At 64.2% G+C, this 23,383-nt stretch carries 23 protein-coding genes; 11 read left to right on the top strand and 12 right to left on the bottom strand.

What is annotated here, in order from left to right; all coding sequences use genetic code 11:
* Nucleotides 1–7: 7 nt before the first annotated feature.
* The 4 genes from FHR94_RS17500 (at nt 8) to FHR94_RS17485 (ending at nt 4,164) form a co-directional block, all read left to right on the top strand.
* The gene (locus FHR94_RS17500; protein WP_183327705.1) at nt 8–964 is read left to right on the top strand and encodes an AEC family transporter; all 957 of its coding nucleotides are present in this window, start codon (nt 8–10) and stop codon (nt 962–964) included.
* A 56-nt stretch (nt 965–1,020) separates the two neighbouring features.
* Entirely contained in the window at nt 1,021–2,799 is a 1,779-nt protein-coding gene (locus FHR94_RS17495; protein ID WP_281376076.1) for an FAD-dependent oxidoreductase, read from the top strand.
* Entirely contained in the window at nt 2,796–3,623 is an 828-nt protein-coding gene (locus FHR94_RS17490; RefSeq protein ID WP_183327703.1) for a sugar phosphate isomerase/epimerase family protein, read from the top strand. The genes FHR94_RS17495 and FHR94_RS17490 overlap by 4 nt, the downstream gene beginning before the upstream one ends.
* A 154-nt stretch (nt 3,624–3,777) precedes the next feature.
* A complete protein-coding gene (locus FHR94_RS17485) occupies nt 3,778–4,164 on the top strand; it encodes a hypothetical protein (RefSeq protein ID WP_183327701.1) in 387 nt (128 codons plus the stop codon).
* Nucleotides 4,165–4,331: 167 nt separating this feature from the next.
* Here the strand turns inward: FHR94_RS17485 and FHR94_RS17480 are convergent, their stop codons facing one another.
* The 4 genes from FHR94_RS17480 to FHR94_RS17465 form a co-directional block, all read right to left on the bottom strand.
* The gene (locus FHR94_RS17480; protein ID WP_183327699.1) at nt 4,332–5,339 is read right to left on the bottom strand and encodes a tripartite tricarboxylate transporter substrate binding protein; all 1,008 of its coding nucleotides are present in this window, start codon (nt 5,337–5,339) and stop codon (nt 4,332–4,334) included.
* Between the two features lie 265 nt (nt 5,340–5,604).
* Complete coding sequence (gene aroQ, locus FHR94_RS17475; protein ID WP_183327697.1) at nt 5,605–6,054, bottom strand: type II 3-dehydroquinate dehydratase; 450 nt, start codon at nt 6,052–6,054, stop codon at nt 5,605–5,607.
* Entirely contained in the window at nt 6,051–6,917 is an 867-nt protein-coding gene (locus FHR94_RS17470) for a shikimate dehydrogenase family protein (protein WP_183327695.1), read from the bottom strand. The genes aroQ and FHR94_RS17470 overlap by 4 nt, the downstream gene beginning before the upstream one ends.
* Nucleotides 6,918–6,977: 60 nt before the next feature.
* Nucleotides 6,978–8,822, bottom strand: coding sequence for a bifunctional sugar phosphate isomerase/epimerase/4-hydroxyphenylpyruvate dioxygenase family protein (locus FHR94_RS17465; RefSeq protein WP_183327693.1), 1,845 nt, complete (start codon nt 8,820–8,822; stop codon nt 6,978–6,980).
* 473 nt (nt 8,823–9,295) lie between these two features.
* On the opposite strand from FHR94_RS17465, the gene FHR94_RS17460 reads away from it, so the two are divergent.
* From FHR94_RS17460 to FHR94_RS17445, 4 genes are all read left to right on the top strand, one after another.
* On the top strand, nt 9,296–10,303 hold the full coding sequence (locus FHR94_RS17460) for a tripartite tricarboxylate transporter substrate binding protein (RefSeq protein ID WP_183327691.1): 1,008 nt from the start codon (nt 9,296–9,298) through the stop codon (nt 10,301–10,303).
* 63 nt (nt 10,304–10,366) lie between these two features.
* A complete protein-coding gene (locus FHR94_RS17455; RefSeq protein WP_183327689.1) occupies nt 10,367–10,843 on the top strand; it encodes a tripartite tricarboxylate transporter TctB family protein in 477 nt (158 codons plus the stop codon).
* Nucleotides 10,844–10,858: 15 nt separating this feature from the next.
* Nucleotides 10,859–12,361 carry a tripartite tricarboxylate transporter permease gene (locus FHR94_RS17450; RefSeq protein ID WP_183327687.1) on the top strand — a complete coding sequence of 501 codons (1,503 nt, stop codon included), beginning with the start codon at nt 10,859–10,861 and terminating at the stop codon, nt 12,359–12,361.
* Nucleotides 12,362–12,460: 99 nt separating this feature from the next.
* The gene (locus FHR94_RS17445; RefSeq protein WP_343064685.1) at nt 12,461–13,123 is read left to right on the top strand and encodes an HAD family hydrolase; all 663 of its coding nucleotides are present in this window, start codon (nt 12,461–12,463) and stop codon (nt 13,121–13,123) included.
* A 20-nt stretch (nt 13,124–13,143) separates the two neighbouring features.
* On the opposite strand, the gene FHR94_RS17440 is transcribed toward FHR94_RS17445, so the two are convergent.
* The 6 genes from FHR94_RS17440 to napE form a co-directional block, all read right to left on the bottom strand.
* Nucleotides 13,144–13,746: a NapC/NirT family cytochrome c gene (locus tag FHR94_RS17440; RefSeq protein WP_183327685.1), complete on the bottom strand. Its 603-nt coding sequence runs from the start codon at nt 13,744–13,746 to the stop codon at nt 13,144–13,146.
* A 10-nt stretch (nt 13,747–13,756) separates the two neighbouring features.
* A complete protein-coding gene (locus tag FHR94_RS17435) occupies nt 13,757–14,215 on the bottom strand; it encodes a nitrate reductase cytochrome c-type subunit (RefSeq protein ID WP_183327683.1) in 459 nt (152 codons plus the stop codon).
* An 11-nt stretch (nt 14,216–14,226) separates the two neighbouring features.
* On the bottom strand, nt 14,227–16,722 hold the full coding sequence (napA, locus tag FHR94_RS17430; RefSeq protein ID WP_183327681.1) for a nitrate reductase catalytic subunit NapA: 2,496 nt from the start codon (nt 16,720–16,722) through the stop codon (nt 14,227–14,229).
* Nucleotides 16,703–17,005, bottom strand: coding sequence for a chaperone NapD (locus tag FHR94_RS17425; RefSeq protein ID WP_183327679.1), 303 nt, complete (start codon nt 17,003–17,005; stop codon nt 16,703–16,705). The genes napA and FHR94_RS17425 overlap by 20 nt, the downstream gene beginning before the upstream one ends.
* On the bottom strand, nt 17,002–17,514 hold the full coding sequence (gene napF / locus FHR94_RS17420; protein WP_183327677.1) for a ferredoxin-type protein NapF: 513 nt from the start codon (nt 17,512–17,514) through the stop codon (nt 17,002–17,004). The genes FHR94_RS17425 and napF overlap by 4 nt, the downstream gene beginning before the upstream one ends.
* Before the next feature lie 76 nt (nt 17,515–17,590).
* A complete protein-coding gene (napE, locus tag FHR94_RS19910) occupies nt 17,591–17,794 on the bottom strand; it encodes a periplasmic nitrate reductase, NapE protein (RefSeq protein WP_183327675.1) in 204 nt (67 codons plus the stop codon).
* Between the two features lie 160 nt (nt 17,795–17,954).
* Between napE and FHR94_RS17410 the strand changes: the two genes are divergently transcribed.
* The 3 genes from FHR94_RS17410 to FHR94_RS17400 all read left to right on the top strand — a co-directional run bounded on the left by FHR94_RS17410 (nt 17,955) and on the right by FHR94_RS17400 (nt 21,034).
* Nucleotides 17,955–18,407, top strand: a complete 453-nt coding sequence (locus FHR94_RS17410; protein ID WP_183327673.1) for a DUF4142 domain-containing protein — start codon at nt 17,955–17,957, stop codon at nt 18,405–18,407.
* A 373-nt stretch (nt 18,408–18,780) separates the two neighbouring features.
* On the top strand, nt 18,781–19,584 hold the full coding sequence (locus tag FHR94_RS17405) for an SDR family NAD(P)-dependent oxidoreductase (protein ID WP_183327671.1): 804 nt from the start codon (nt 18,781–18,783) through the stop codon (nt 19,582–19,584).
* A 196-nt stretch (nt 19,585–19,780) separates the two neighbouring features.
* Nucleotides 19,781–21,034, top strand: coding sequence for a hypothetical protein (locus tag FHR94_RS17400; protein ID WP_183327669.1), 1,254 nt, complete (start codon nt 19,781–19,783; stop codon nt 21,032–21,034).
* A 185-nt stretch (nt 21,035–21,219) separates the two neighbouring features.
* Here FHR94_RS17400 and FHR94_RS17395 read toward each other — a convergent pair whose 3' ends face one another.
* Together FHR94_RS17395 and FHR94_RS17390 are read right to left on the bottom strand one after the other, a co-directional pair.
* A complete protein-coding gene (locus FHR94_RS17395) occupies nt 21,220–22,995 on the bottom strand; it encodes an extracellular solute-binding protein (protein WP_183327667.1) in 1,776 nt (591 codons plus the stop codon).
* Nucleotides 22,996–23,061: 66 nt separating this feature from the next.
* Nucleotides 23,062–23,383: TSUP family transporter (locus tag FHR94_RS17390; protein ID WP_183327658.1), on the bottom strand; the 322-nt coding region annotated here is incomplete at its 5' end.

Genomic DNA, 23,383 nt, shown 5'->3' with positions numbered 1-23,383 from the left:
GGCCGCCATGCTCGAGATTCTCGCCATCACTACCCCGATTTTCCTGCTGATCGGCACCGGCTATCTGGCCATGGCCGGCCGGCTGGTGACCCACGACCAGGTACAGGGGGTGGCGACCTTCGTGCTCTACCTCGCCCTGCCGTCGCTGGTGATCCGCGCCCTGACCGAGAACCCCCTGGGCGAGGTCATCAACCCCCGCTACCTGCTCGCCTACGGCCTGGGCTCCCTGCTCGTCTTCCTGTTCGCCATCGGGCTTGCGTACCGAGGGCAGCGCCAACCGCTCGCTAGCGCGGCCATCCAGGGGCTGGGCATGGCCGCCTCCAACAGCGGCTTCATCGGTTACCCCATCATGGCCATGGTGCTGGGCGCGCCGGCGGCGATCTTTTTGGCGCTGAACATGATGATCGAGAACCTGCTGATTATCCCTGCCGCCCTGATCCTGGCCGAGATGGGTAACCAGGCCGGCAAGGGGCTCGGCGAGACGCTTCGCCAGACGGCCCTGCGCCTGGTGCGCAATCCCATCCTGATCGGCCTGGTGATCGGTCTTCTGCTGGCGGTGACCGGGGTCGCCCTGCCGTCCCCTCTGGCCCGAGTCGTGGAGATGCTGGCCGATGCCGCGGGCCCCACCGCGCTGTTCGTGATCGGTGGCACCCTGTATGGGCTCAAGCTCACGGGCATGGTCCGGGACATGACCCAGCTCGTGCTGGGCAAGCTGCTGCTCCACCCGCTGGCCGTGCTCGGCGTCTTCCTGCTGCTGCCCGGGTCCACCGACCCACTGGTCCTGGCCGGTGGCGTGCTGATGGCCAGTGCCCCCATGATCAGCGTCTTTCCCCTGCTCGGACAGCGCTACGGCCTGGGCGGGGTCAGTGCCGCCGCCCTAATGGCCTGCACCCTGCTCTCCTTCTTCACCATGAGCCTGGCCATCTGGCTGGTCACCCGCTTCGGCCTGTTACCCCCCACCTGACCCTGGCTCTTCCTTCCTTTTGCATCTGCCTGTCCCCCGGGAGGGGAAGACGATATTTGTCGGGCTATTGCAGAAACTGGAACCATGTTCTAAATTATTCTCGCATATCGACATCGCGAGGGCTGACCATGGCCGACACACAGCATGACTATGACCTAGTGGTAGTAGGCTCCGGCGCCGCCGGGATGTCCGCCGCCGTCACCGCAGCCTGGCATGGGCTCAAGGTGGTGGTAGTGGAGAAGGCCGACGGCCTGGGTGGGGCCACCGCCTGGTCCGGCGGCTGGATGTGGATCCCGCTCAACCCGCTGGCCAAGGCGGCCGGCATCGACGAGGATCCAGAGACGGTGCGCACCTACCTGCGCCATGAGTTGGGCGAGCGCTACGATCCCGCTCGGATCGATGCCTTCCTCGACACCGCCCCCAGGATGGTCGCGTTCTTCCACGACAACACCGCCCTGCGGTTCGCCGATGGTAATGCCATCGCCGATATTCACGGCGACACCCCGGGGGCCGGCACCGGGGGGCGCTCGGTGATCGCCGCCCCTTTCGACGGCCACCAGCTCGATCGCCGCACCCTGAAGAAGCTGCGCAAGACCATGCCCGAGACCGCCTTCCTGGGCATGCCAATCCAGGCCGGGCCGGATTTGATGGCCTTCCTGACCGTTACTCGTTCGCTGAAATCCTTCCTGCATGTGACGAAGCGCCTCACCCGCCACCTCGTGGACCTCGCCCGCTATGGCCGTGCGATGCAGCTGGTCAACGGCGTGGCCCTGACCGGCAGGCTGGCCAAGTCCGCCGATGCGCTCGGGGTACAGACCTGGGTGTCATCGCCGGCCCGACGCCTGATCCAGGAAGGCGAGCGGGTCACCGGCGTGGTGGTGGAGACCCCCGACGGCGAGATCACCCTGAACGCGCGCCGCGGCGTGGTACTGGCCGCCGGCGGCTTCCCCTGGGACGTGGCGCGTCGTCGCGAGCTGTTCCCGCATACCCCGACCGGCGAGGAGCACTGGCCGCTGCCACCGTCGTCCGCCAGCGGCGACGGGCTGCGCCTCGGCGAGGCAGTAGGCGGCGAGGTGGACACCAGCCTCTACTCGCCGGTGGCCTGGGCCCCGGTGTCGCGGGTGCCCTACCAGGATGGCCACGTCGGTCATTTCCCCCACATCATCGACCGTGCCAAGCCCGGCATCATCGGCGTGCTCAAGAGCGGCCAGCGCTTCGTCAACGAGGCCGGCGGCTACTACGACTACGTGGATGCCATGGTCAAGGCCGTGCCAGAAGACGAGGAGCTCTGCTCGTGGCTCGTCTGCAGCCACCGTTTCCAGCGCCGCTACGGCCTCGGTATCACCCGGCCGGCCCCGGTGCCCTTCCGGCACTGGATCAAGAAGGGCTACCTCAAGGCCGGCAAGACCGTCGAGGAGCTGGCCCGCCACTGTGGTATCGACCTCGAAGGCCTCAAACGGACGGTGGAAGACTACAACGCCCACGCCCGCCAGGGTGAAGATCCGGCATACGGCCGTGGCTCCACCCCCTACAATCGCAAGAACGGCGATCCTGCCCATCGGCCCAACCCCTGCGTGGCACCGCTGGACGAAGGGCCCTTCTATGCGGTGAAGATCGTCCCCGGCTGCTTCGGCACCTTCGCCGGGCTCAAGACCAACGAACACGCCCAGGTACTGGACGGCGAGGGGCACCCCATTACTGGCCTCTACGCCGCCGGCACCGATATGGCCAGCATCATGGGCGGCTACTACCCGGCCGGCGGCATCAACCTCGGTCCGGCCATGACCTTCGGCCATATCGCCGGCCTGCACGCGGCCGAGGAACACTCCGCATGAACCAGCATCCTTTCTCCCTGGCCGCCCTGACCGTACTGGAGCTGTCGCCGCCGGAGATGGTCGAGACCGCCGCCCGCGCCGGCTACGACCTAGTCGGCCTGCGACCGGTGCCCGCCACTCCCGAGGAGCCGAGCTTCCCGCTGATGACCGATACGGCGCTGCTGCGCGAGACCTGTCGGCGTATCCGCGATACCGGCATCAAGGTCGCCGATATCGAGATCCTACGCCTCAAGCCCGAGACGCGGGTAAAGGCGGACTTCGCCCGCTTTATGGAGGTCGGCGCGGCACTGGGCGCCAGCGAGATCCTGGTGGCCGGCAACGACGACGACCACGCACGCCTGATCGACAACTTCGCCGCCCTGTGCGAGCTGGCCGCTCCCCACGGACTGCATCCTCACCTGGAGTTCATGCCCTGGACCGGGGTGACGAGCCTCAATGAGGCGCGCCAGATCGTCGGTGCGGTACGCGAGGCCGGCCACACCAATGCCTGCCTGCTGGTCGACGCCTTCCACCTGGACCGCTCCCGCAGCCGTCTCGAGGACCTGGCCGAGGTGCCCGCCGACTGGATGCGCTATGTCCAGCTGTGCGACGTGCCGGGGCCGATCCCCGCGAGCATGGACGAGATCCTGCGCGAGGCACGCTGCGAGCGGCGCTTCCCGGGCGACGGCCAGGCCGACCTCCAGGGACTGCTGGAAGTGATCCCCCCGCAGGTCCCGCTGAGCCTGGAGATCCCCACCGATGCCTTGCGTCAGCACGGCGTCAGTGCCCTGGATCGGGCTCACATGGCACTGGAAAAGGCCCACGCCCTGGTCGAAGGGCGCTGAGTCATGCCCCTCACCATCGACAAGGCCTACCCCGGAGAGGCAGGCCTTTCTGCTGGCAGGCCGTAGCACGGTGGCCGGCTACCCGGCCCCCTGCCCAACCAACGCTTAGCACGCTATCATCTCTTCTTGCCTTGACTTTGGAGCTATCCGCCCCATGACGATCTCCTCGGCGCGTCCGGTGCCCCTCGACCGCCCCCTGCTCGGCATCGCCTTCATGCTCGCCGCCGGCCTGTTGTTCGTGATGCTGGATACCGGCGTGAAGTGGCTCGGCCAGGATTACTCGCCGATCCAGGTCGTGTGGGCCCGCTACGCCGGCCACATGCTGGTGCTGGCGGGCTATTTCCTCTGGCTGGGGCTGCCACGCTGTCGCGAGCTGATGCGTACCGAATCGCTGCTCGGCCAGGGGCTGCGCGGGCTGCTGCTGTTCGGCGCCAGCACCTTCGCCTACCTGGCCCTGCGCGAACTGCCCTCGCCGGCCACCTACCTGGGGGCCAGCCTGATCATCGCAGCCGGGCTCTATTTGGCGACCCGCCGGAATTGACGGATAAGTGAAGTTGACCCAGTTCGGTGGACACCCGACCCTTTGAGAAGGAGGCCCACCACCGAGAGGTGGTGAGCCTTTTCACTCGCCGCCCCCCACCAGGGTCGCCAGCACCCCGGGCCCGGCAATCGCCAGGTCCGGTCGCTGCTGTTTCCAGATCACGCCCCTCACTCGGGGCGGGGGATCCCCAATTGCTCCGGCGACACCGGCACGGCCCCGGCATCGTAGAGCGCCCAGCTGGTGACCGACTGCCAGTGGTCGAGGAAGTCCTGCGCCTCGGCGCCACTCAGGTTAAGCGGCTCAGCGCCGTTTTCGGTCAGAAACGCCTGGAAGCCGTCACGCGCCACGGCCGCGTCAAAAGCCTCGGTGAGCCTCGTCTTGATCTCTTCCGGGGTATTGCGATGTACCCAAACACCCCAGAAGGAAGCCCAAGGCAGATAGGTCGCCACCCCGGGCAGGGTCTCGGTGATCGGCGCCACCCCGGGCAGCACCTCGGCCTTCTCGCTGGCCACCACCGCCAGCCCCTTGAGCTCACCGGATGCAATCTGCTCACGCGCCGCGATCAGGCTCAGCGGCATGAAGTCGATATGCCGGGCCCGCAGGGCGGCGGCGCCCGGTCCATCACCACCGAAGGTCAACACCCGCACCTCCAGGTCGGTGACGGCGTTGATCATGGCAAGTACCGTGCTCGGCAGGCCACCGGCCCCGGTCCCGCCCATGCGCAACTCCCCCGGATGCTCCTCGGCATGGGCCAGCAGCGCCTCCAGGGAGTCCCAGGGGCTGTCCGGATAGGTAGCGATCACCGCCAAGTTCTGGCCGACGAGGTTGATCGTCTCCAGGGCATCATAGTCGAACTCGGCCAGGCCCAGCAGGGGATAAAGCTGGGCATTTTCCGCCGCCATGAGCAGGTGATAGCCGTCCGCCGGACGCTGCTGCATGACGTGAAGCGTGCCAAGGGTGGCCGTGCCCCCCGGGCGGTTGGAGATCACGATCTCGGTACCGAGCTCCTCTTCCACATAAGGGGTCAGGGCCCGCATCACCCGATCGGTGGCCCCGCCGGCTCCCCAGGGAATGGTGGCGTGAAGGCTACGTTCCGGATAGTCCGCCAGGACCGGCATTCCATCGGCCAGCATGCCGACGGCCAGGACGATGGCGGCGAGTCGTCGAGTCGTCATCTTTCCCCTCCTACATGGGTAGGTTCTGATCACACTCTAGTCGTTCTTCGAGGACAGGCCGCCATGACCTGGTTCAAAAGGTCTTGCTACAGCGGCGAGCCGGTAGAAGGTTTGCTGCAGCGCAGCAGGCTGGACTCAGTGCGGCCGCGGATCAGGTCATCTCGACGACGTGTCCCTTGCAGGTGAGAAACCCGAGCCGGCCCGAGGCGTGCCGGGCCCGGGGAGAGGATGATCAGAAGGGCTGGCGAGGAAAAGACGCGCAGGTTCAGCCCTTGACGGCCGCCTTGATCACCGCGTCCAGCGCCGCCTGGTAACCCTGGGTGCCCAGGCCGGCGATCACCCCGTCGGCACGTAGAGAGACGTAGGAGTGGTGGCGAAAGCTCTCGCGTTTGTGCACGTTGGAGATATGCACTTCATAGACCTGGCCCTCGAAGGCGTTCAGGGCGTCGAGGATCGCCACAGACGTATGCGTATAGGCCGCCGGGTTGATGATGATCGCCACGCTGCCGTCCAGGCGCGCGGCATGGATGGCGTCGATCAGCTCGCCCTCGTGGTTGCTCTGCAAGCACTCGACCTCCCAGCCGGCCAGCAGCGCCTTCTCGCGCAGGGCGTTGTCGACGTCGGCCAGCGTCTCGCGGCCGTAGATTTCCGGCTGGCGAGTCCCCAGCAGATTGAGGTTGGGGCCGTGCAGCACCCGGACCTTGCCCTGACTCATGCGTCATTCTCCTTGAGCAGTTCTCGCTTGTAGTGGGCGAACAGCGTCTCGGCCTGCTCCTCGGCGGCGGCGCGCTTGGCAGCATCCTCGCAGAACAGCTTGTAGGCGTCGACGCCCTGGAAGACGAACAGACTCACCCCGCTCACCACGCTGGCCCCGGCCGCTTTGGCGGCGGCGATGAACTCGGTGACCGCCGGCACATAGACCGCATCGAAGATCCAGTGGTGGGCGGCGATCAGTTCCTTGGGCAGCGGGCAGCCCGGGCTCTTCTCGTGTCCGATGGGGGTACAGTTGACCAGGCCATCGCAGTTGGGCACCGTCTCGGCGAGCTGGTCGGCGGTGATGATCGAGGCCTTGAAGCCCTCGGCCTCGAGTTCGCCGGCGAGCTGGCGCGACTTGCTCTCGTCCAGGTCCATCAGGATCACCTCGCTGGCCCCCAGCTTGCCGAGCCCGAAGGCCACCGCCTTGCCCACACCGCCGGTGCCGATCAACAGCACCCGGCCCGGCGCACGCTCGCCCAGCGTCGCCCGGAAGCCGCTGATGAAACCGGTGAAGTCGGTGTTCTCGGCAACGATCTCGCCCTTCTCGAACACCAGGGTGTTGGCGGCCCCCACCAGGCGGGCCCCCTCGGAAGGCCGATCGGCCAGCCGCACCGCCTCCTCCTTCCAGGGATAAGTGACGTTGACCCCACGGTAGCCCTCGGCGATGACCTTGCGCACCTGGCTCTCCAGCGAGTCGATGGGCTGCTCGTTGGCGTCGAACAGATCATAGGTGGTGGGAATGCCGGTCAGCTTGCCGAGCCGCACGTGCAGGTCCGGGGAGCTGGAATTCATGATGGCCTTGCCGATCAGACCGAGTTTCATCGCTATCCTCCAGGGGTGGGAGCGGCCGCCGGCCGCTCCCGATGGTTGTGTGCTGTCGCCTCAGCGCTGGGCAGCTTGAGCGGCCAGTCGAATGCCCGCGTTCGCCTCGCCGAACTGGTTGTAGCGGCCACGTCGCTCGACGATCTCGAAGAAGAAGCGCCCCGAGAAGGTCTCGGTATAGGCGTGGAAGAAGTCGCCCTGATCGTTACGGTCGAAGAGGATGTTGCGTGAGCGCAGGGCATTGAGCAGTTCCTCGTCAAGATCGAAGCGCGCCTCCAGGTCGTCGTAGTAGTTCTGGGGGATCTTCAACAGCGGTAGGCCGCGGGCCTTGAGCTCATCCACCGTGGCGAAGATGTCGCGGCTCGCGAAGGCGATCTGCTGCACGCCGCCGCGGAACTCGCTGAGGAAGCGCCCGGGCTGAGTATCCTGGGCCTGGGAGACGGTCAGCGGCAGGCGAATGCTGCGATCGGGACTGTTCACCGCCTGGCTGACCATCATGCCATGGGGATCGACGATCTCGTGCTCAGGCTCCGCCTCGAAGCCGAATACCGTATGGTAGAAGAGCTGCCAGCCCAGCAGCTGAGTGGCCGGCAGCACATAGGAAAGATGATCGACGCGGGTCAGGCCGGCCTCGTCGCGGCTTGCCTGATCGAAGAGCTCAAAGTCGGTGCGCCACTGCAGGTCGCCGGCGGCTTCATCGTCCACCAAGTAGACCAGGCTACCCTCGATACCGCGCAGGGCGGGAATCTCCATCTCGCCCTCACCGGTCTGACCGCGATAGGTCGGTGCCTTGAAGGCACGGGCCCGCGCCAGGACCCGCTCCACATCGTCAACCCGGAAGCCCACCGCACACACCGAGGTGCCATGCAGCAGGCGAAAGGTGTGGGCGAAGCTGTCGGTCTCGAAGTTGAGCACCAAATGGATGTCTCCCTGCTTCCAGAGCTCGACGTTCTTGGAGCGATGTCGCCCGACGTGGCGAAAGCCCAGGGCACCGATGAACTCGCCCAGTGGCGCGGCGCTTTCTTCGTCAAGGGTGAACTCGATGAAGTGGATACCGTGGTAGCGCGGGGCCGGCGGGATTCGGTCGGCCCAAGGGCCTTCGGGCAGCAGGTTTTCCAGCCAGATCAGCGAGCGCAAGCCGTCCAGGGCCGTGGCATCGGTAGGCGCGGCACGGAAGGCGTCGCTGAAGATCTCCAGCGACAGCGGCCCGTCGTAGCCGGATGTTGCCAGCGCCTCCATGAAGGCCTTCAACGGCAGACGCCCCTGACCGGGAAAGCAGCGGAAGTGGCGGCTCCATTGCAGGATGTCCATGTCCAGCAACGGTGCGTCGGCCACCTGGACGAAGAAGATCTTCTCCCGAGGGATCCGGCCGATGGTGGAGAGATCATGGCCACGGGAGAGGATATGGAAGCTGTCGAGCACCACCCCCAGGGCGGGATGGTCAGCGCGACGCACCACCTCCCAGGCGTCACGGTAGTCGGAGATATGCCGCCCCCAAGCCAGTGCCTCGAAGCCGATGCGGATGCCGCGCTGCTGCGCTCGCTCGGCCAGCTCGCGCAGGTCGGCGGCGGCCCGGTCCAGGTCGTTGACGGCCTGGGGCGACACGTTGCTGCACACCAGCAGGAAGTCGGTGCCGAGCTGTTCCATCAGGTCGAACTTGCGTTCGGCGCGCTGCAGGTTACGGCTGCGCTGGGGCTCAGGCATGGCCTCGAAATCGCGGAAGGGCTGGAAGGCGACAATGGCCAGGCCCAGGTGCTCGCAGAGCTGGCGGACCTCCTCGGGCGAGCCGTCGAAGGAGAGCAGGTCATTCTCGAAGATCTCGACGCCGTCGAAGCCGGCTCGGGCGATGGCCTCGAGCTTGCTTTGCAGGTCGCCGCTCAGGCAGACGGTGGCAATGGCACGCATCGTATCCTCCAGGGACGCAACCATGAGAGCGGCGTCGCGCCGTCGCTCCCGAAAGGCCTCGTTCATTCTTGATCACCGGGATCGCCGCAGGCAAGCCTAATCGGAACCCGGTTCTGTTGTTCGCATAGCGTTCTAAAGTTCGCATTATGCACGATGCCGGGGGGCAGTTGGCAAGAGGCTGCGGAAGGCTTCGTTGATCCGCCTCCCGTTGCCCATAGTGACTACTATAGAAGGCAGCGCCTTATATACAGGACGTTATCGATATTCCCCTACCGACAGGGAGGGAGTCAGCGTTTCTATACGACCATGGTCTTAGATCGCATTCTCTTGCATTGACAGTATTGGAAACGAGTTCTAGTGTTCGCAACCAGCACTTGAAGTTCGTAAGCCGAACGAAAGCCCGTTCACCCGGTCCCGTGGCACGCGGGCCACTGCATCACAAACCAACAAACAATACCCTCGGAGGATCCCGCATGTTCCAGCCCACCTTCACCCGTCTTGCGCTTGCCATCGGCGCCGCCGCCATGGCCGGCACGGCGCTTGCCGAGTATCCCGAGCGCAACATCCAGGGCACCATCCAGTGGGGCGCCGGCGGCGCCACCGACAACGTGGCCCGCAGCCTCACCCCCCACGTCGAGGACATCCTCGATACCACCATCATCCTGACCAATCGCCCCGGCGGCACCGGGGTCATCGGCATGAACCACGTGATGCGCCAGCGTCCCGATGGCTATAACCTGCTCTACGGCGCCGAGAACCCGCTGCTCTACCCGCTGATGGGCCTGGCCGATTTCACCTATGACGACATGCATAGCGTCAACATCATCGGCCAGGGGCTGGTGGTGATCGCTGCCCCCGCGGACAGCCAGTTCGACAGCTTCGCCGAGCTGCTGGAACACGCGCAGGCGAACCCGGGTGAGCTGCGCATGGGGGGCACCGGCGCAGGGGGCCTGCCCAGTACCGTGCTGGCCATGGTCAACGCCGTGGATGAGCTGGACGTGCGCAACGTCACCTTCGGTGGCGACGGCCCCGGCATCACCGCCATGCTGGGCGGCCACATCGACTTCATGCCGCTGAGCCTGGCCGCCGCCGGCGAGCAGATCCGCAGCGGCAAGATGAAGGGCCTGGCCGTGCTGACCAGCGAGGAAATCGAGGCGCTGCCGGGCGTGCCGCCGATCACCCAGGCCCTGCCGGACATCGAGTCCTTCCTGCCTTGGGGCCCGTTCTGGGGGGTCTTCGTCCACCAGGATGCCCCGGAGGAAGCCAAGAAAGTGCTGGCAGATGCCTACGAGCAGGCCGTGGCCAGCGAGGAGTTCGGCGACTTCATGGAGAACTTCGGCGCCGAGGTGCTCAACCTCCATGGCGAGGAGGCCGAGCAGTACCTGGACAACTGGCAGTCGGTGACCGCCTGGGCCATGTACGAGGCCGATGCCGAGATCCTCGAGGCCACCCCCGAGGAGCTGGGCATCCCGCGCCCTTGATCCCATCCCTACCCAGCTGACGGGGAGGCCGGGCTTACGCCCGGCCTCCCCCGGAGTCATGACATGAGTCAGAAATTCGAGCGCGTACAGGCGGGGGAAAAGGCCTTCGACTGGCTGCTGATGCTGTTCAGCATCGGCGTGCTCGTCGAGGCCTACCGCATCGACGGCATCCCCTCCCTCAACTCGCCCGGCTCCTTCCCGGTGGGGCTGGCGTTGGTGATGATCGCCTCCTCGGCGGTGATCCTGTTCAGTCACCGCCACAAGCGCCGCGACCCCCGGATCCGCGATGCCCGCCACGAGTTCCAGGTGTTCTGGAAGGAGCACTTCCAGCCGCATATCGTGGTCTTCACGCTGGTGGCGGTGGCCTACCTCGTCGCCATCGTCTGGTTCAGCTTCTATGTCAGCACCTTCCTGTTTTTGGCGCTGCTGTTCATCTACTACCGGCAGGGCAGGGTCATCAGCTCGCTGGTCATCGCCGGCGGGTCCCTCGCCGTGATCTACGTGCTGTTCACCCTGGTGTTCCGCGTCTACCTCCCCTGACCCCCGAGGCCTTCGATGAGTGACACCTTCTCCTATTTACTGATGGCCTGGCTGGACCCCCAGCTGCTGCTGCTGACGGCGCTGGGCACCCTGGCCGGCATCTATGTCGGCGCCATCCCCGGTCTCTCCGTGACCATGGCGGCGTCGATCCTGATCTCCTTCACCTTCTCCTGGGACATCAACAACGCCCTGGCGCTGATGGTGGGCATCTACGTAGGCGGCGTCTACGGTGGCTCACGCACCGCCATCCTGCTCAATATCCCCGGCGCGCCCTCGGCGGTGGTCACCGCCTTCGACGGCTACCCGCTGGCCCAACGGGGCGAGGCGGGCCAGGCCATTGGCCTGAGCACCGTGATGTCGGTGATCGGCGGGCTGATCGGCACCCTGGTGCTGGCCGGCAGCGCCCCCTACCTGGCCGACATGGCGCTTGAGTTCGCGCCCCGCGACTACTTCCTGATCGCCATCCTCGGCCTGCTGTTGGTCAGCACTCTCTCCGGCAAGTCCCTGGCTCGCGGCATCTTCTCCGTGGCCCTGGGCGCTATCATCGGCCTGGTCGGCATGGACATGGTCACCGCCCAGCCACGCATGACCCTGGGCAGCATGGAGCTGCTCGGCGGTATCCACTACGTGGTAGTGATGATCGGCCTGTTCGGTGCCGCTGAGGCCTTCTACCAGCTGCACAACCTCAACGTGGTGCCGGTCAAGCAGAAGGTCGACAAGATCATCCCGCCGCTCAAGATGGTGCTGAAGTACCTGCCGCTATCGGTACGCACCTCGATCATCGGCGTGATCGTCGGCGCCCTGCCCGGTACCGGCGGTGACATCGCCTCGCTGTTTGCCTACGACCATGCCAAACGCACCGTCAAGAACCCCTCCAAGCCGTTCGGCGAGGGGGCCTACGAAGGCCTGGTGGCCCCCGAGACCGCCAACAATGCGGCCGTGGGCGGAGCCTACGTGCCCATGCTCACTCTCGGTATGCCCGGCGATGCGGTCACCGCCGTGATCATCGGCGCCCTGGTCATCCATGGCCTCAACCCCGGCCCCATGCTGATGATCGAGACGCCGCACATCTTCTGGTTCACCGTGGGCAACCTGGCGCTGGCCAACCTCTTCCTGCTGCTGTTCGGCCTCACTGGCATCAAGATCTTCACCAAGGTGGTCGAGGTGCCCAAGGCGGTGCTGATCCCGCTGATCCTGGTGCTCTGCGTGGTCGGCACCTACTCCATCAACAGCAACATGATGGAGGTCTACTGGATGCTCGGCTTCGGCATCCTCGGCTACTGGCTCAAGGTCTTCGGCTTCCAGACCGGCCCGATCATCCTCGGCGTGATCCTCGGCCCGCTGCTCGACAAGACCTATCGCCAGGCGATGTCCTCGGTGGGCGACAGCGGCAGCGACTTCCTGCTGGCCCTGGTCACCAACCCGCTCTCGCTGGTGCTGACCGCGGTGATCGTGCTGGTACTGCTCGGCCAGACGCCGGTCAAGCCTTGGCTGATGCGTCGAATCCGGCGACACTGATCACTCCCCTGCGGCAACAACGCGGCCCACCGGGCCGCGTTCCTGTTGGTGGAGCGCCAGGATGGTGAACGTGCAGATGGTGACGAGGTGGAGAAGCCCGTGAGCGACGCAACTTCCCGACCCGGCCGCGTGCTGGTCTTCGACTTCGACGGCGTGATCCTCGATTCGGCGACCCTCAAGCGCCAGGCCTTCGCCGACCTCTACGCCGATGAACCGGAAGAGCGCCGGCGTGCCGTGATCGCCTATCTCGGCCGCCGCGGCGGCCAGCCCCGGGAGGTCAAGTTCCGCCATATCGAAGGCCAGATCCTGGGCCGTGATGCCGGGGAGGCGCGCATCCGCGACTTGTGTCAGCGCTTCAAGGCCAGCGTCGAGCAGCGCCTGCTGGAGGCCCCGCCCATCCCCGGGGCCCTGGCCTTCCTCGAACGCTGGCAGGACACCCGACCGCTTTACCTGCTCTCGGCCACCCCAGAGGCGGAGCTTCGCGCCATCGTCACGCGCCGCGGACTCGATCGCTACTTCGTGGAGGTGATCGGCGCCCCGCCGGACAAGGTCACCGGCCTGCGTAACCTGCTGGTGCGCCGCGACCATGCCGCCGCCGAGACCGTGATGATCGGCGACTCCTACAACGACTACCGGGCAGCCCGTTCCAACGGCACCGCCTTCATCGGCGTCACCGCCGACCCCACCGCCTCGCCCTTTCCTGATGACGTGATCACCATCGTGGACCTGACTGGCCTGGAAGCGGCACTCGCTCGACTGTGACGCACCCTGCCTGCGGGCCATCACTCCCAGCCCTCGACGCCGGCCATGTCGGGCAGCTCGTGGGCGATGCCCTTGTGGCAGGTGATGCAGGTGTCGTCGCCCTCGATCAGGCCCCGCCGATGCGCCTCCGCCGCGCGGGGGCTTTGGCGGGTGAAGTCCATGGCATCCTCGTCATGGCAGTTGCGACACTCGAGCGAGTCGTTGGCCTCGAAGCGTCGCCACTCGCGCGAGGCCATCTCCAGGCGATGCTCGAGAAATTTCTCGCGGGTATTGATCGTGCCGAAGATCTTGCCCCACACCTCCTTCGACGCCTGCATCTTGCGGGCGATCTTGTCGGTCCAGTCGTGGGGCACGTGGCAGTCGGAACAGACGGCCCGCACCCCCGAGCGGTTGGTGAAGTGGATCGTCGGCTGGATCTCCTCGTAGACGTTGCTGCGCATCTCGTGACAGCTAATGCAGAACGCCTCCGTGTTGGTCGCCTCCATGGCGGTATTGAACCCACCCCAGAACAGCACGCCGCCGATGAAGCCACCCACGGTGAGGAAGCCGAGGCTGAGATAACCGCTGGGTGAGCGGAAGATGCGCCAGAAGGTCGACAGCAGGCTCTTGATTCGTTTCAGCATTCAGCAGCCCTCACGGTTCCGTGTCAGGGGGTTGGCGGAGGAGCTCGACGATGTCGACGAAGGTGTTGTCGACCACCGGAGGCGCATCCGTCTGGGGCACGTGGCACTGGTTGCAGAAGTAGCGGCGCGGCGACAGGTCGGCAAGAAAGTTGCCGTCACGATCCATGTAGTGAGTCACACTGACCATCGGCGCCTGGCTTTCCCCCACCTGCACCCGGCTATGGCAGCTCATGCAGCGGTTGGCATTGAGGTCGACCTGGTAGTTGTCGATCTTGTGCGGGATGGTGGGCGGCTGCATCGGGTAGGCACGGACGCGTCGCAGGTCCTCATTCTCGACGTCGTAGAGCGGCTCGGGGGTGCGCTCCTCCAGCAGCGGCACGTTGCCGCGCATGGCATCGAGTTCGCCCTCCGCGGCAATGACGGCCATGCTGCTCCCCAGCACGGCAATGGCGATCGCGATCAGTCGCATGACGCTTCCCCCTAGACCGGTTCGATCCGACAGGCGCACTTCTTGAAGTCCGTCTGCTTGGAGATGGGATCGGTGGCATCCAGCGTGACCTTGTTGATCAGCTGGCTGGCATCGAACCAGGGCACGAACACCAGGCCACGGGGCATTCGGTTGCGTCCCCGTGTCTCGACCCGGCTGTTCATCTCGCCCCTCGCGCTGATGATGCGTACCTCGCTGCCCCGTCTCACCCCCAGCTCGCGGGCATCCTCGGGGTGCAGGTAGACCACCGCCTGGGGGAAGGCGCGATGCAGTTCGGGCACCCGGCGCGTCATCGATCCGGAGTGCCAATGCTCGAGCACCCGACCGGTGACCAGCCACAGGGGGTACTCCTCGCTCGGCGACTCCGCCGGCGGCTCGTAGGGCACGGCGAAGATCACCGCCTTGCCGTCCGGGTGGCCGTAGAAATGGAAGTCGCGCCCCGCCTCCACATAGGGGTCGTACTCACCGTTGTAGCGCCAAAGGGTCTCCTCGCCATCCACCACCGGCCAGCGCAGGCCTCGGGTCTCGTGATAGGTTTCGAAGGGCGCCAGGTCGTGGGCCTTGCCGCGGCCGAACTTGGCGTATTCCTCGAACAGCCCCTTCTGGACGTAGAAGCCGAAGTGGTGCGCCTCCTGGTTGGCGTAGTCCGCATCGAGCTCATCGAGGTCGAAGGCGTCGACCTGGCCGTTGCGAAACAGCACGTCGAACAGGGTCCGGCCCTGGAACTCGGGGTTGGTGTCGAGGAGTTCCTGAGGCCATACCTCATCGGTGGTGAAGCGCTTGGAGAACTCCATCAGCTGCCAGAGGTCCGAACGCGCCTCGCCCGGCGCCTCCACCAGCTGGTGCCAGAACTGGGTGCGCCGCTCGGCATTGCCGTAGGCGCCCTCCTTCTCCACCCACATGGCCGCCGGCAGGATCAGGTCGGCGAGTTCGGCGGTCACCGTGGGGTAGGCGTCGGAGACGACGATGAAGTTCTCCGGGTTGCGGTAGCCCGGATAGGTCTCCTCGACCAGGTTGGCCGCCGCCTGAACGTTGTTGTTGCACTGCACCCAGTAGGCGTTGAGCTTGCCGTCGTTGAGCATGCGGTTCTGCAGCACCGCATGGGCCCCGGCCTCGGGACGGATCAGGCCGCGCGGGACGCGCCAGGTGTCCTCGGCGAACTCCCGGTGCTTGGGATTCATCACCACCATGTCCGCCGGCAGCCGGTGGCCGAAGGTGCCCACCTCGCGGGCGGTGCCGCAGGCCGAGGGCTGGCCGGTCAGCGAGAAGGGGCTGTTGCCCGGGGTCGAGATCTTGCCGGTCAGCAGGTGGATGTTGTAGATCATGTTGTTCGCCCACACCCCGCGGGTGTGCTGGTTGAACCCCATGGTCCAGAACGACATTACCCGGGTGTCCGGATCGGCGTAGAGCTCGGCGAGCTCGTCGAGCCGGCGCTTGGGCACACCGGAAAGCTCGGTGACGGTCTCGGCGTCGTAGTCCTGGAGAAACTCGCGGTAGCGTTCGAAGTCGATGTCCTTGGCGCCGCCTGGGTCCTCGGCGTTTTCGGCCACCAGCTCCAGCCGATGCTCGGGACGCAGCCCGTAGCCGATCAGGGTGTTGCCCTCCTTGAAGCGCACGTGCTGGTTGACGAAGTCCCAGTCGACCCGGTCGTTTTCGATGATGTAGCGGGCGATGTAGTTGAGCACCGCGAGGTCCGCCTGGGGCGTGAAGACGATCGGCATGTCCGCCAGGTCGAAGCAGCGGTGCTCGAAGGTGGAGAGCACCGCCACTTTCACGTGCGGTGCCGAAAGCCGGCGGTCGGTGACGCGCGTCCACAGGATGGGGTGCATCTCCGCCATGTTGGAGCCCCACAGCACGAAGGCATCGGCCGCCTCGATGTCGTCGTAGCAGCCCATGGGCTCGTCGATGCCGAAGGTGCGGATGAAGCCGGCCACCGCCGAGGCCATGCAGTGGCGGGCGTTGGGGTCGATGTGGTTGGAGCGGAAACCGGCCTTCATCAGCTTGTTGGCCGCATAACCTTCCCATACCGTCCACTGACCGGAGCCGAACATGCCGATCGCCTCCGCCCCCTTCTCCTTGAGCACCCGCTTGTACTGCGTGGCCATGACGTCGAAGGCCTCGTCCCAGCTCACCGGGGTGAACTCGCCGTTCTTGGCGTATTCGCCGTTGGTCTTGCGCAGCAGCGGCTGGGTCAGGCGATCCTCGCCGTACATGATCTTGGAAAGGAAGTAGCCCTTGATGCAGTTGACGCCCCGGTTGACCGGAGCATTGATGTCGGCATGGGTGGCGACCACCTGATTGTCGCGCGTCGCGACGTTGACGCCGCAGCCCACGCCGCAGAAGCGGCATGGGGCCTTCGACCACTTCAGCTGGGCCTGGGCGGAGGCGGTGATCAGGTTCTGCGCCTGGCTCGTCGCGCTGATGCCGGCGGCGGCAGTGGCCGTGGAGGCCGCCGAGGCCTTGATGAAATCACGTCGCGTCAGCTTCATGGCTACTCCCCTCTAGGATCATCTCCCTGTCCAGTTCGTCGGCACGCTCCACCTGGTGGTAGACGAGGCTCACCGACAGCACGCCTGGCGCGAGCTGGAGCCCGTCGATGAACTCCACGACCTCGCGCTGGCCTGACGTCTCCAGGACCAGCACCATCTTGCCCTGCGGGTCGGTGGCGTGGACCTCGACGCCCGGGTGAGCCCGGCAGCGCTGACTGACCGGCTCGATTCGCTCGGGCTGGAGCTGCACCACCAGGCTGGAGATATGCACTTCCCGGTTCATGGCGCCTCCTCGCGGCGGGATGGCATGGGCGGACCTACCGTGATGGCCTGGGTGGGACAGATGGCGACACAGGCGCCACAGCCGGTGCAGGCCTCGGTATCCACGCGGGGCTCCGGTACACGGTGGGCGTTGAAGACGAAACGGATGGCGCCCGCCTCGCAGCTCTCCCCGCAGCTCCGGCAGTAGATGCCCTGAGGCCCGAGGCAGGTCTGACCGATCTCGGCGACCTGGGGCCAGGGAGGATACCGCTCGGGGTCGCGAAAGACCGGCGCGTCGCACACCGCCACGCAGGCCTGGCAGAAGGTGCACTCGCCGCGATGGAAATCGACCTGGGGAAATCCCCCTGCGTCGCGCACGATGATGCCCGTTTCGCAGGCCTGCAGGCAGTCGGCGCACTGCGTGCAATGCGCCGTGAAGACTGACTCATCACAAGCCCAAGGCGGGCGCAGCGAGGCCGTCCGGTCGAAGCGCCCTCTGAGCAGGGCCCGCCGCGAAACGTCCACAGTCATGTCGTTTTCCCCTATGCACGATTCTTGTCGTCACGGACTATCCGGTCTTAGCGTCAGGGTCCTGCCGGCAGGCGTGTTAGCCGGGCGGTCCGGGCGGCCCGGCGAAGAGCTGGAATATCCACACGGCAAAGCCGTAGCCAGAAACCAGCAGCACGGCGAGGATGGGAAACAGCACCAGAGCGAGAAATAGAAAGACCAGCAACTCCTGCTTCTTCTGCTGGCGATTGGGCGATGAATGGGGCTCGTGTGGGCGGCTTTTTTGATTAACTGTTCTTTGCATGAATATGGCCCCCAAACGCGACATCTTGTACTACCGTAGGAAGCAACGACACATCACGCAAATCGGAGTGGTGGGGGACGGTTGCCGGAAAAAGACCAGGAGAAAACCAGTGAAACCTTTCGTTTCAATTCGCTCGGTAATGGCAGCATCGGTGGCCCTGATGAGCCTGGTTGCCGGTGCGGCACTGGCCAGCTATGACCGCGAGGCGGTTCAGGCCACGCTGCGTGCCCTGCATCAGCACCAGGCCGAGCTATCGGCACTGGCCGAGGAGCGGCTCGAGCGTGACGCGGTGGTCGAACTGGCGAACACCCTCGAACGCGACCATGCCGTTCTCGACGCCTGGCTGGTGGAGACCGACGTCGACACGCCTGCCGCCGACAGCCATCCCCCCCTTGGCGACCGCGACGCCTACGTGGCGCTGCAGGAACGGGAGGGCGACGCCTTCGAGACGGCTTACCTGGCGTACCAGGAGAATCTGCTGCGGGCCGCCATCGACTACCTGGAGCGACAGCGCCCCGAAGCGGTAGAGGAACTGACCGAGTTCGACAATCACCTCCGGGTGACCCGCGAGTCGCTGCGCAAGAACCTGGCGCTGGTGGAATCCCTGCGTTGAGTCGCGTATCGGCGCCACGACGCCGACGGCCGACCCCACTGTTCCCCTCTTTTCCGATGACGTGATCACCACCTTGGACCTGATGGGCCTGGAGGCCGCCCTGGCGCGGCTCTGAGCCGCTCCTGGGCCCTTGTCGCTCGCCTCGACGGACCTGTCCATCAAAAACATCCAATCTGGTCATAATGCCCTGCCAACTCGCTGTTGCCTGACGTACGTTGCGCTGACAATGCTGATCAGCAAGGCAGGCCAATGGGCTCCTACACCGAGCGCCACCGTGCCTCCTTGTCGTATCCATACCCCCTGTCGATGGAGCGGACGTTCACCGCCCCTCGATGGCACGGTCAGACCCACAACAAGACTTCGAGGTGACACGATGGACAAGACACGACTGCAAGGAAAAACCTGCCTGATCACCGGTGCGGCGCGCGGCATGGGGGCTGCCGTGGCGGAGCACTATGCCGCACAGGGGGCGAGCGTCTGCGTCGCCGACCTGAACCTGGAAGGCTGCGAGGAAGTCGTCAAACGGATCACGGAAAAGGGCGGCCAAGCCATCGCCGTCAAGCTCAACGTGACCGAGCGTGACCAGATGCAGGCCGCCGTGAAGGCCACCGTCGATGCCTTCGGCAGCCTCAACGTGATGGTCAACAATGCCGGCATCAACAAGCCGCTGATGTTTCTCGATATCACCGAGGAGAATTGGCACCAGATCATGGACGTCAATGCGCTGGGTTGCCTGATCGGCATGCAGGAAGCCGCCAAGCAGATGATTGCGCAGGGCAAGGAGAACGGCCCCTACAAGATCATCAATGTCGGCTCCATCCTCTCCCGCCAGGCCTTCGATGACGTGGTGCCCTACTCCTGCAGCAAGCACGCCGTACAGGCCATGATCAACGGGGGCGCCAAGGCGCTGGTCGACCACAACATCACCGTCAATGGCTATGGGCCCGGCGTGGTGCGCACCGAGCTGTGGGAGCAGCTCGACAAGGACCTGGTCAGCATCGGCAAGTTCGACAAGCAGGGCCAGTCCATGGACGAGCTCGCCGAGAAGATGATCCTGATGAAGCGCTACTCCTATCCGGAGGATGTCGTCGGCACGGCCAGTTTCCTGGCCAGCTCGGAATCGGACTACATGACCGGCCAGCTGCTGATGATCGATGGCGGCATGATCATGCAGTAATACCAGCCTGCAAGGCGGCAGGAAATCAGCCTGCCGCCTTCACTCTCTTCTAGCCAATCGCACACCCCACTTATTCGGGGCGGGATTGGTGCGCTTAAAATTACTGGCTTGCAAATTGCTGCATTAGCATGATGGCTCCATCAAATGATGGATATTCACTTGCATTTGCGCAAACAAGAACAAAGTGGAGAGCATGATGACCAGCGTGACACAAAAGAACCGATACACATCGCAAAAGCTGTCTTTTGTCGCCAGCAGCCTTGTAATGCTTTGCTCATCAGCAGCCATGGCTCAAGACTCATACGACGACCAAATCCAGGACATCAAAGATCGTGTTGCAAGCCTCGAAAAAACCGACCCGCTCAGATTCGGGATTGGCGTAGAGACACTCTACATCCTGGCAGACCACTCCGAACCCAGCCGCGATAAATACGGTGACTATTTTCTCGACAAGCTCGAACTGATTGTCAGCGGAGAATGGGACAACGGACTGTACTACAGCTCCAGATGGGATTACCAGGTCACCCAACAAGCATTTTTTCCCGCTTGGACCTATGCTGGCCTGAATCACAATGATGCATGGTCAACCGAAATTGGCGTTATCATTCAGCCTCTGGGTGCTGGCGTGGATGGTTCCTACTACGACAACAGCTTTCTCAGTGACGTGCCTTTATGGCTTGGTTTGGCGAACAACCCTGACTTGGGTATCAAAACCCAATATGAAAAGAACAATTGGCACTGGGTGGCTGCCTTTACTAAAAACACCGAGTCAAGCGGCGATAATCCGAATGCCCGTTTTCGTCCCGACGTCGTGGCACAGGGAAATATTAGCCCGCGCGGGTTTGACAACCAGACATTTGCCGCAGATGTGGAGCCAACAAACACGTTCCACGGAGGCGGTGCCTACACGTTCGATCTGGGCGGAAGTGCAACACTGCAGCTAGGGTCAAACGGCCAATTTGGCAATTACCACAACACCGCAACCAACGGAGATGGTGGTGATCATTGGGCAGCCACTGCTTTCGCCAACTACATATCCGGCGGTTTTGCACTCACGGTTCAAGGCCTGTCCTATGACCACAACGTCACCAACGCCCCTGGCGTGAATCAAAGCGACGACTCAATCGCCCTGTCCACTGGCGCGTTGATACCGGCTGATGGGCAGGTCTACTCAACCCGCCTCTCCTACTCCATGCCGGCTTCCTTGGGCATCTATGATAACGTCACCTTCTACCACGACTATGACTACCTCAACAGTGGTAGCGAAGACATGTTCACCAGCGACGACACCCAGTTCAATATCGTCGGGGTCCACCTTTCAAAAGGTGGTTTCCATACCTGGGTCAGCATGCTGACTTCAAAGAATGCCAACTTTGCCAACGGCGGACCTGCCAGAAACGATGATAACTGGCATTCACAGTTCAATATCGTAGGAGCCTTGTACTTCTGACTCCGAACCGAAAAGGGTTTCCGAAAACAGTGTGCCGGGACCCTTCTCAAAGATGCTGCAAAAGCCCGCCAAGCTTGCTTCAGGCGGGCTTTAAGGAGCCCGGAAGACCTGCCGCAGCCCCGCCGTGCCCTGCATGGCGTCGGTTGCGGTAGCCCCCGTCTGAGACGGGCCCGCGAGGGCAACGCTCAATAGAAGCCCTTGGCTTGCATGATCCGGTCGGCCTTCTCCTGGGCGATGGTCAGGGCCTGCTTGATGGAGCGACGGCCGTCCAGCACCTCGAAGATTTCGTTGCCGGCGATGGCGATGATCGACGTGAGATGGGGGACCGGGGGGCGTGGCCAGGCCTGAAGGATGCCTTCCCTGGCCATTCGGTCCACCACACCGATGAGCGGTGACAACGATGACACCTCGGGGTCGCTGCTGACACTGAACCTTGACGTTACCAGACTGCCGTTCAGGATATACAGCTTGGACATGCTCCGGCACGTCAGGTGGCGCAAGGCCGCCCAAGCTGACTCCACTCGCTCTTCCGAAAGGTTCGCGGGGATTGCCAGGGCATAGCCGCCGATGGGAACGAAGGGTCGACCATGGTTGCCGACAGTATGGGGAAGGTACCCGGTATTGCCCCAGGCCGGCGATTTCTTGTTGAGTTCGAACAGTGGCGCGAGCGAGGTGTAACAATAGGCCATACCGACCTCACCCGCCATGTAGGACCTAGCGCGCTCGTACCAGGACATCTGCAGGATATTGGGAGGCGAATACTTCAATATATCCAGCATATATTCGCAGGCACGAAAGGCAGCATCCGTCAGGAACATGGGGCGAAGCTGATCCCCTGCCACATCCTCGAACGCATAGCCTCCATCGATACGCGGAAGATTGATGATTGGCTGACCGAATTTCGCCATCAGGAAGGCAAAGGTATGTCCCAAAGGCGTTCCCCTGGCCGCATTCCAGGCGATGCCATAGAACCTCTTGCCGGGATCGTGAAGCGCCCTGGCCACCCTGGTCATCTGCTCCGTGGTCGCCGGGGGCGTCAGACCAGCGTTTTCCAGGATGTCCTTGCGATAGCACAAGAGCTCCGGCGTGGTCTGTACCGGTATACCGTACTGCTTTCCAGCATAACGAGAACTCTGGAGGGCCACAGCGTGAAAGTCGGACATGTCATAGCCGTCCCGCGCCAGCAGGGGGTCCAGCGGCAGCAGCATGCCCTCGGACGCCAGTTCCCCGAACCAGGGAAGGTTACAGGTGATGATGTCATAATGTGAATGAGCAAAACGCGCGTTGGCAAGAATCTCCTCGCGCAGGCTGTCGATCGACTTCGCCTTGTTCTTGATGTCCACTCCGAAGATTGCCTCGAGCTGACGCTTGAGGTTATGCATCGCCATGAAGGTGGGATCGGCGTGCATCAGGACCCGTAGCCCTCCCTTGAGATCAAGACGTTGAGACAGAACAGCGGGCGGCGGTATCACGTCAGACGACTGGTAGGGTTCGTCCAGGATAATCTGGCTCGTCGAGTCGGATTTCGGGTCCAGACCGAAGGTATCTCCCAGCAAGGCCTTGATCTGGTTTGCATAATCTCCCCACTCATCGATCATGGCGTGAGAAGGATGCAGAGAGACCGTCTTTCCTGACTTCGTCCGGGGACGCGACAGGATAAGCCCCCGCTTGAGCATGCTCTCGATTCCCCGCTTGGCCGTACCATATGAGAGGCCGGAGGCATCCGCCAGCGAGGTGGGCGTGGTGAGCCGGCCGGCCAGGTGATTACGCATGACGTGAATCACCATGCGCAGTTCCCGATAACCCAGCGTCACGGAGAGGGACTGTTCGGTTGCATCCTCGAATTTCTCGATGAAATCCAGAAAGCGAGCGAGCTCGGTGCTGGAGAGCTTCGGCATGGGTGTCTGTGGCAGCGTATCGTAAGGCCCCTCCGGATGCCCTGCGGCCAGATCGTCGATCATTCTCACCTCGAGGGTCGCAATGGACTCAGGGTCGAAAGTACCTCTCCCCCTCCTGCCAGGCAACCGTCACCCGGCCCCATCGACGATCAGCCGAATACCCAGCAGGACCAGCAGCGTGAGAATGATCCGGAAGAAGAGCTCCCCATTCAGACGCTTCTGGATGACGAGCCCCAGGCGCACCCCGAGCCAGGCGACCGGGATCATCAGCAGGGCCACCGTCAGGTTTTCGACGCTGAGCAGGCCGAGCAGACCGTAGGGCACCAGCTTGACGAGGTTGGTGGCGGCCAGGAAGGCCACGGCGGTTCCCAGGAACTGTTCCTTGGAGAGCCGACACTGGAGCAGGTAGAAGTTCAGCGGCGGTCCCCCGGCATGGGCGATGAAGCTGGTG

It is taken from the genome of Halomonas cerina (genome assembly GCF_014192215.1).
In the GTDB taxonomy this organism is placed as follows: Bacteria; Pseudomonadota; Gammaproteobacteria; order Pseudomonadales; family Halomonadaceae; genus Halomonas; species Halomonas cerina.
Note: the sequence above shows the minus strand (reverse complement) of the source record. Positions and strands in the feature narration are given on the sequence as shown.

Excerpts from the sequence above, each read along its gene's own strand:
- FHR94_RS17500 (WP_183327705.1), top strand. The coding sequence starts at position 8 with ATGCTCGAGATTCTCGCCATCACTACCCCGATTTTCCTGCTGATCGGC.
- FHR94_RS17490 (WP_183327703.1), top strand. The coding sequence starts at position 2,796 with ATGAACCAGCATCCTTTCTCCCTGGCCGCCCTGACCGTACTGGAGCTG.
- FHR94_RS17485 (WP_183327701.1), top strand. The coding sequence starts at position 3,778 with ATGACGATCTCCTCGGCGCGTCCGGTGCCCCTCGACCGCCCCCTGCTC.
- FHR94_RS17480 (WP_183327699.1), bottom strand. The coding sequence starts at position 5,339 with ATGACGACTCGACGACTCGCCGCCATCGTCCTGGCCGTCGGCATGCTG.
- aroQ (WP_183327697.1), bottom strand. The coding sequence starts at position 6,054 with ATGAGTCAGGGCAAGGTCCGGGTGCTGCACGGCCCCAACCTCAATCTG.
- FHR94_RS17470 (WP_183327695.1), bottom strand. The coding sequence starts at position 6,917 with ATGAAACTCGGTCTGATCGGCAAGGCCATCATGAATTCCAGCTCCCCG.
- FHR94_RS17465 (WP_183327693.1), bottom strand. The coding sequence starts at position 8,822 with ATGCGTGCCATTGCCACCGTCTGCCTGAGCGGCGACCTGCAAAGCAAG.
- FHR94_RS17460 (WP_183327691.1), top strand. The coding sequence starts at position 9,296 with ATGTTCCAGCCCACCTTCACCCGTCTTGCGCTTGCCATCGGCGCCGCC.
- FHR94_RS17455 (WP_183327689.1), top strand. The coding sequence starts at position 10,367 with ATGAGTCAGAAATTCGAGCGCGTACAGGCGGGGGAAAAGGCCTTCGAC.
- FHR94_RS17450 (WP_183327687.1), top strand. The coding sequence starts at position 10,859 with ATGAGTGACACCTTCTCCTATTTACTGATGGCCTGGCTGGACCCCCAG.
- FHR94_RS17440 (WP_183327685.1), bottom strand. The coding sequence starts at position 13,746 with ATGCTGAAACGAATCAAGAGCCTGCTGTCGACCTTCTGGCGCATCTTC.
- FHR94_RS17435 (WP_183327683.1), bottom strand. The coding sequence starts at position 14,215 with ATGCGACTGATCGCGATCGCCATTGCCGTGCTGGGGAGCAGCATGGCC.
- napA (WP_183327681.1), bottom strand. The coding sequence starts at position 16,722 with ATGAAGCTGACGCGACGTGATTTCATCAAGGCCTCGGCGGCCTCCACG.
- FHR94_RS17425 (WP_183327679.1), bottom strand. The coding sequence starts at position 17,005 with ATGAACCGGGAAGTGCATATCTCCAGCCTGGTGGTGCAGCTCCAGCCC.
- napF (WP_183327677.1), bottom strand. The coding sequence starts at position 17,514 with ATGACTGTGGACGTTTCGCGGCGGGCCCTGCTCAGAGGGCGCTTCGAC.
- napE (WP_183327675.1), bottom strand. The coding sequence starts at position 17,794 with ATGCAAAGAACAGTTAATCAAAAAAGCCGCCCACACGAGCCCCATTCA.
- FHR94_RS17410 (WP_183327673.1), top strand. The coding sequence starts at position 17,955 with ATGAGCCTGGTTGCCGGTGCGGCACTGGCCAGCTATGACCGCGAGGCG.
- FHR94_RS17405 (WP_183327671.1), top strand. The coding sequence starts at position 18,781 with ATGGACAAGACACGACTGCAAGGAAAAACCTGCCTGATCACCGGTGCG.
- FHR94_RS17400 (WP_183327669.1), top strand. The coding sequence starts at position 19,781 with ATGACCAGCGTGACACAAAAGAACCGATACACATCGCAAAAGCTGTCT.
- FHR94_RS17395 (WP_183327667.1), bottom strand. The coding sequence starts at position 22,995 with ATGATCGACGATCTGGCCGCAGGGCATCCGGAGGGGCCTTACGATACG.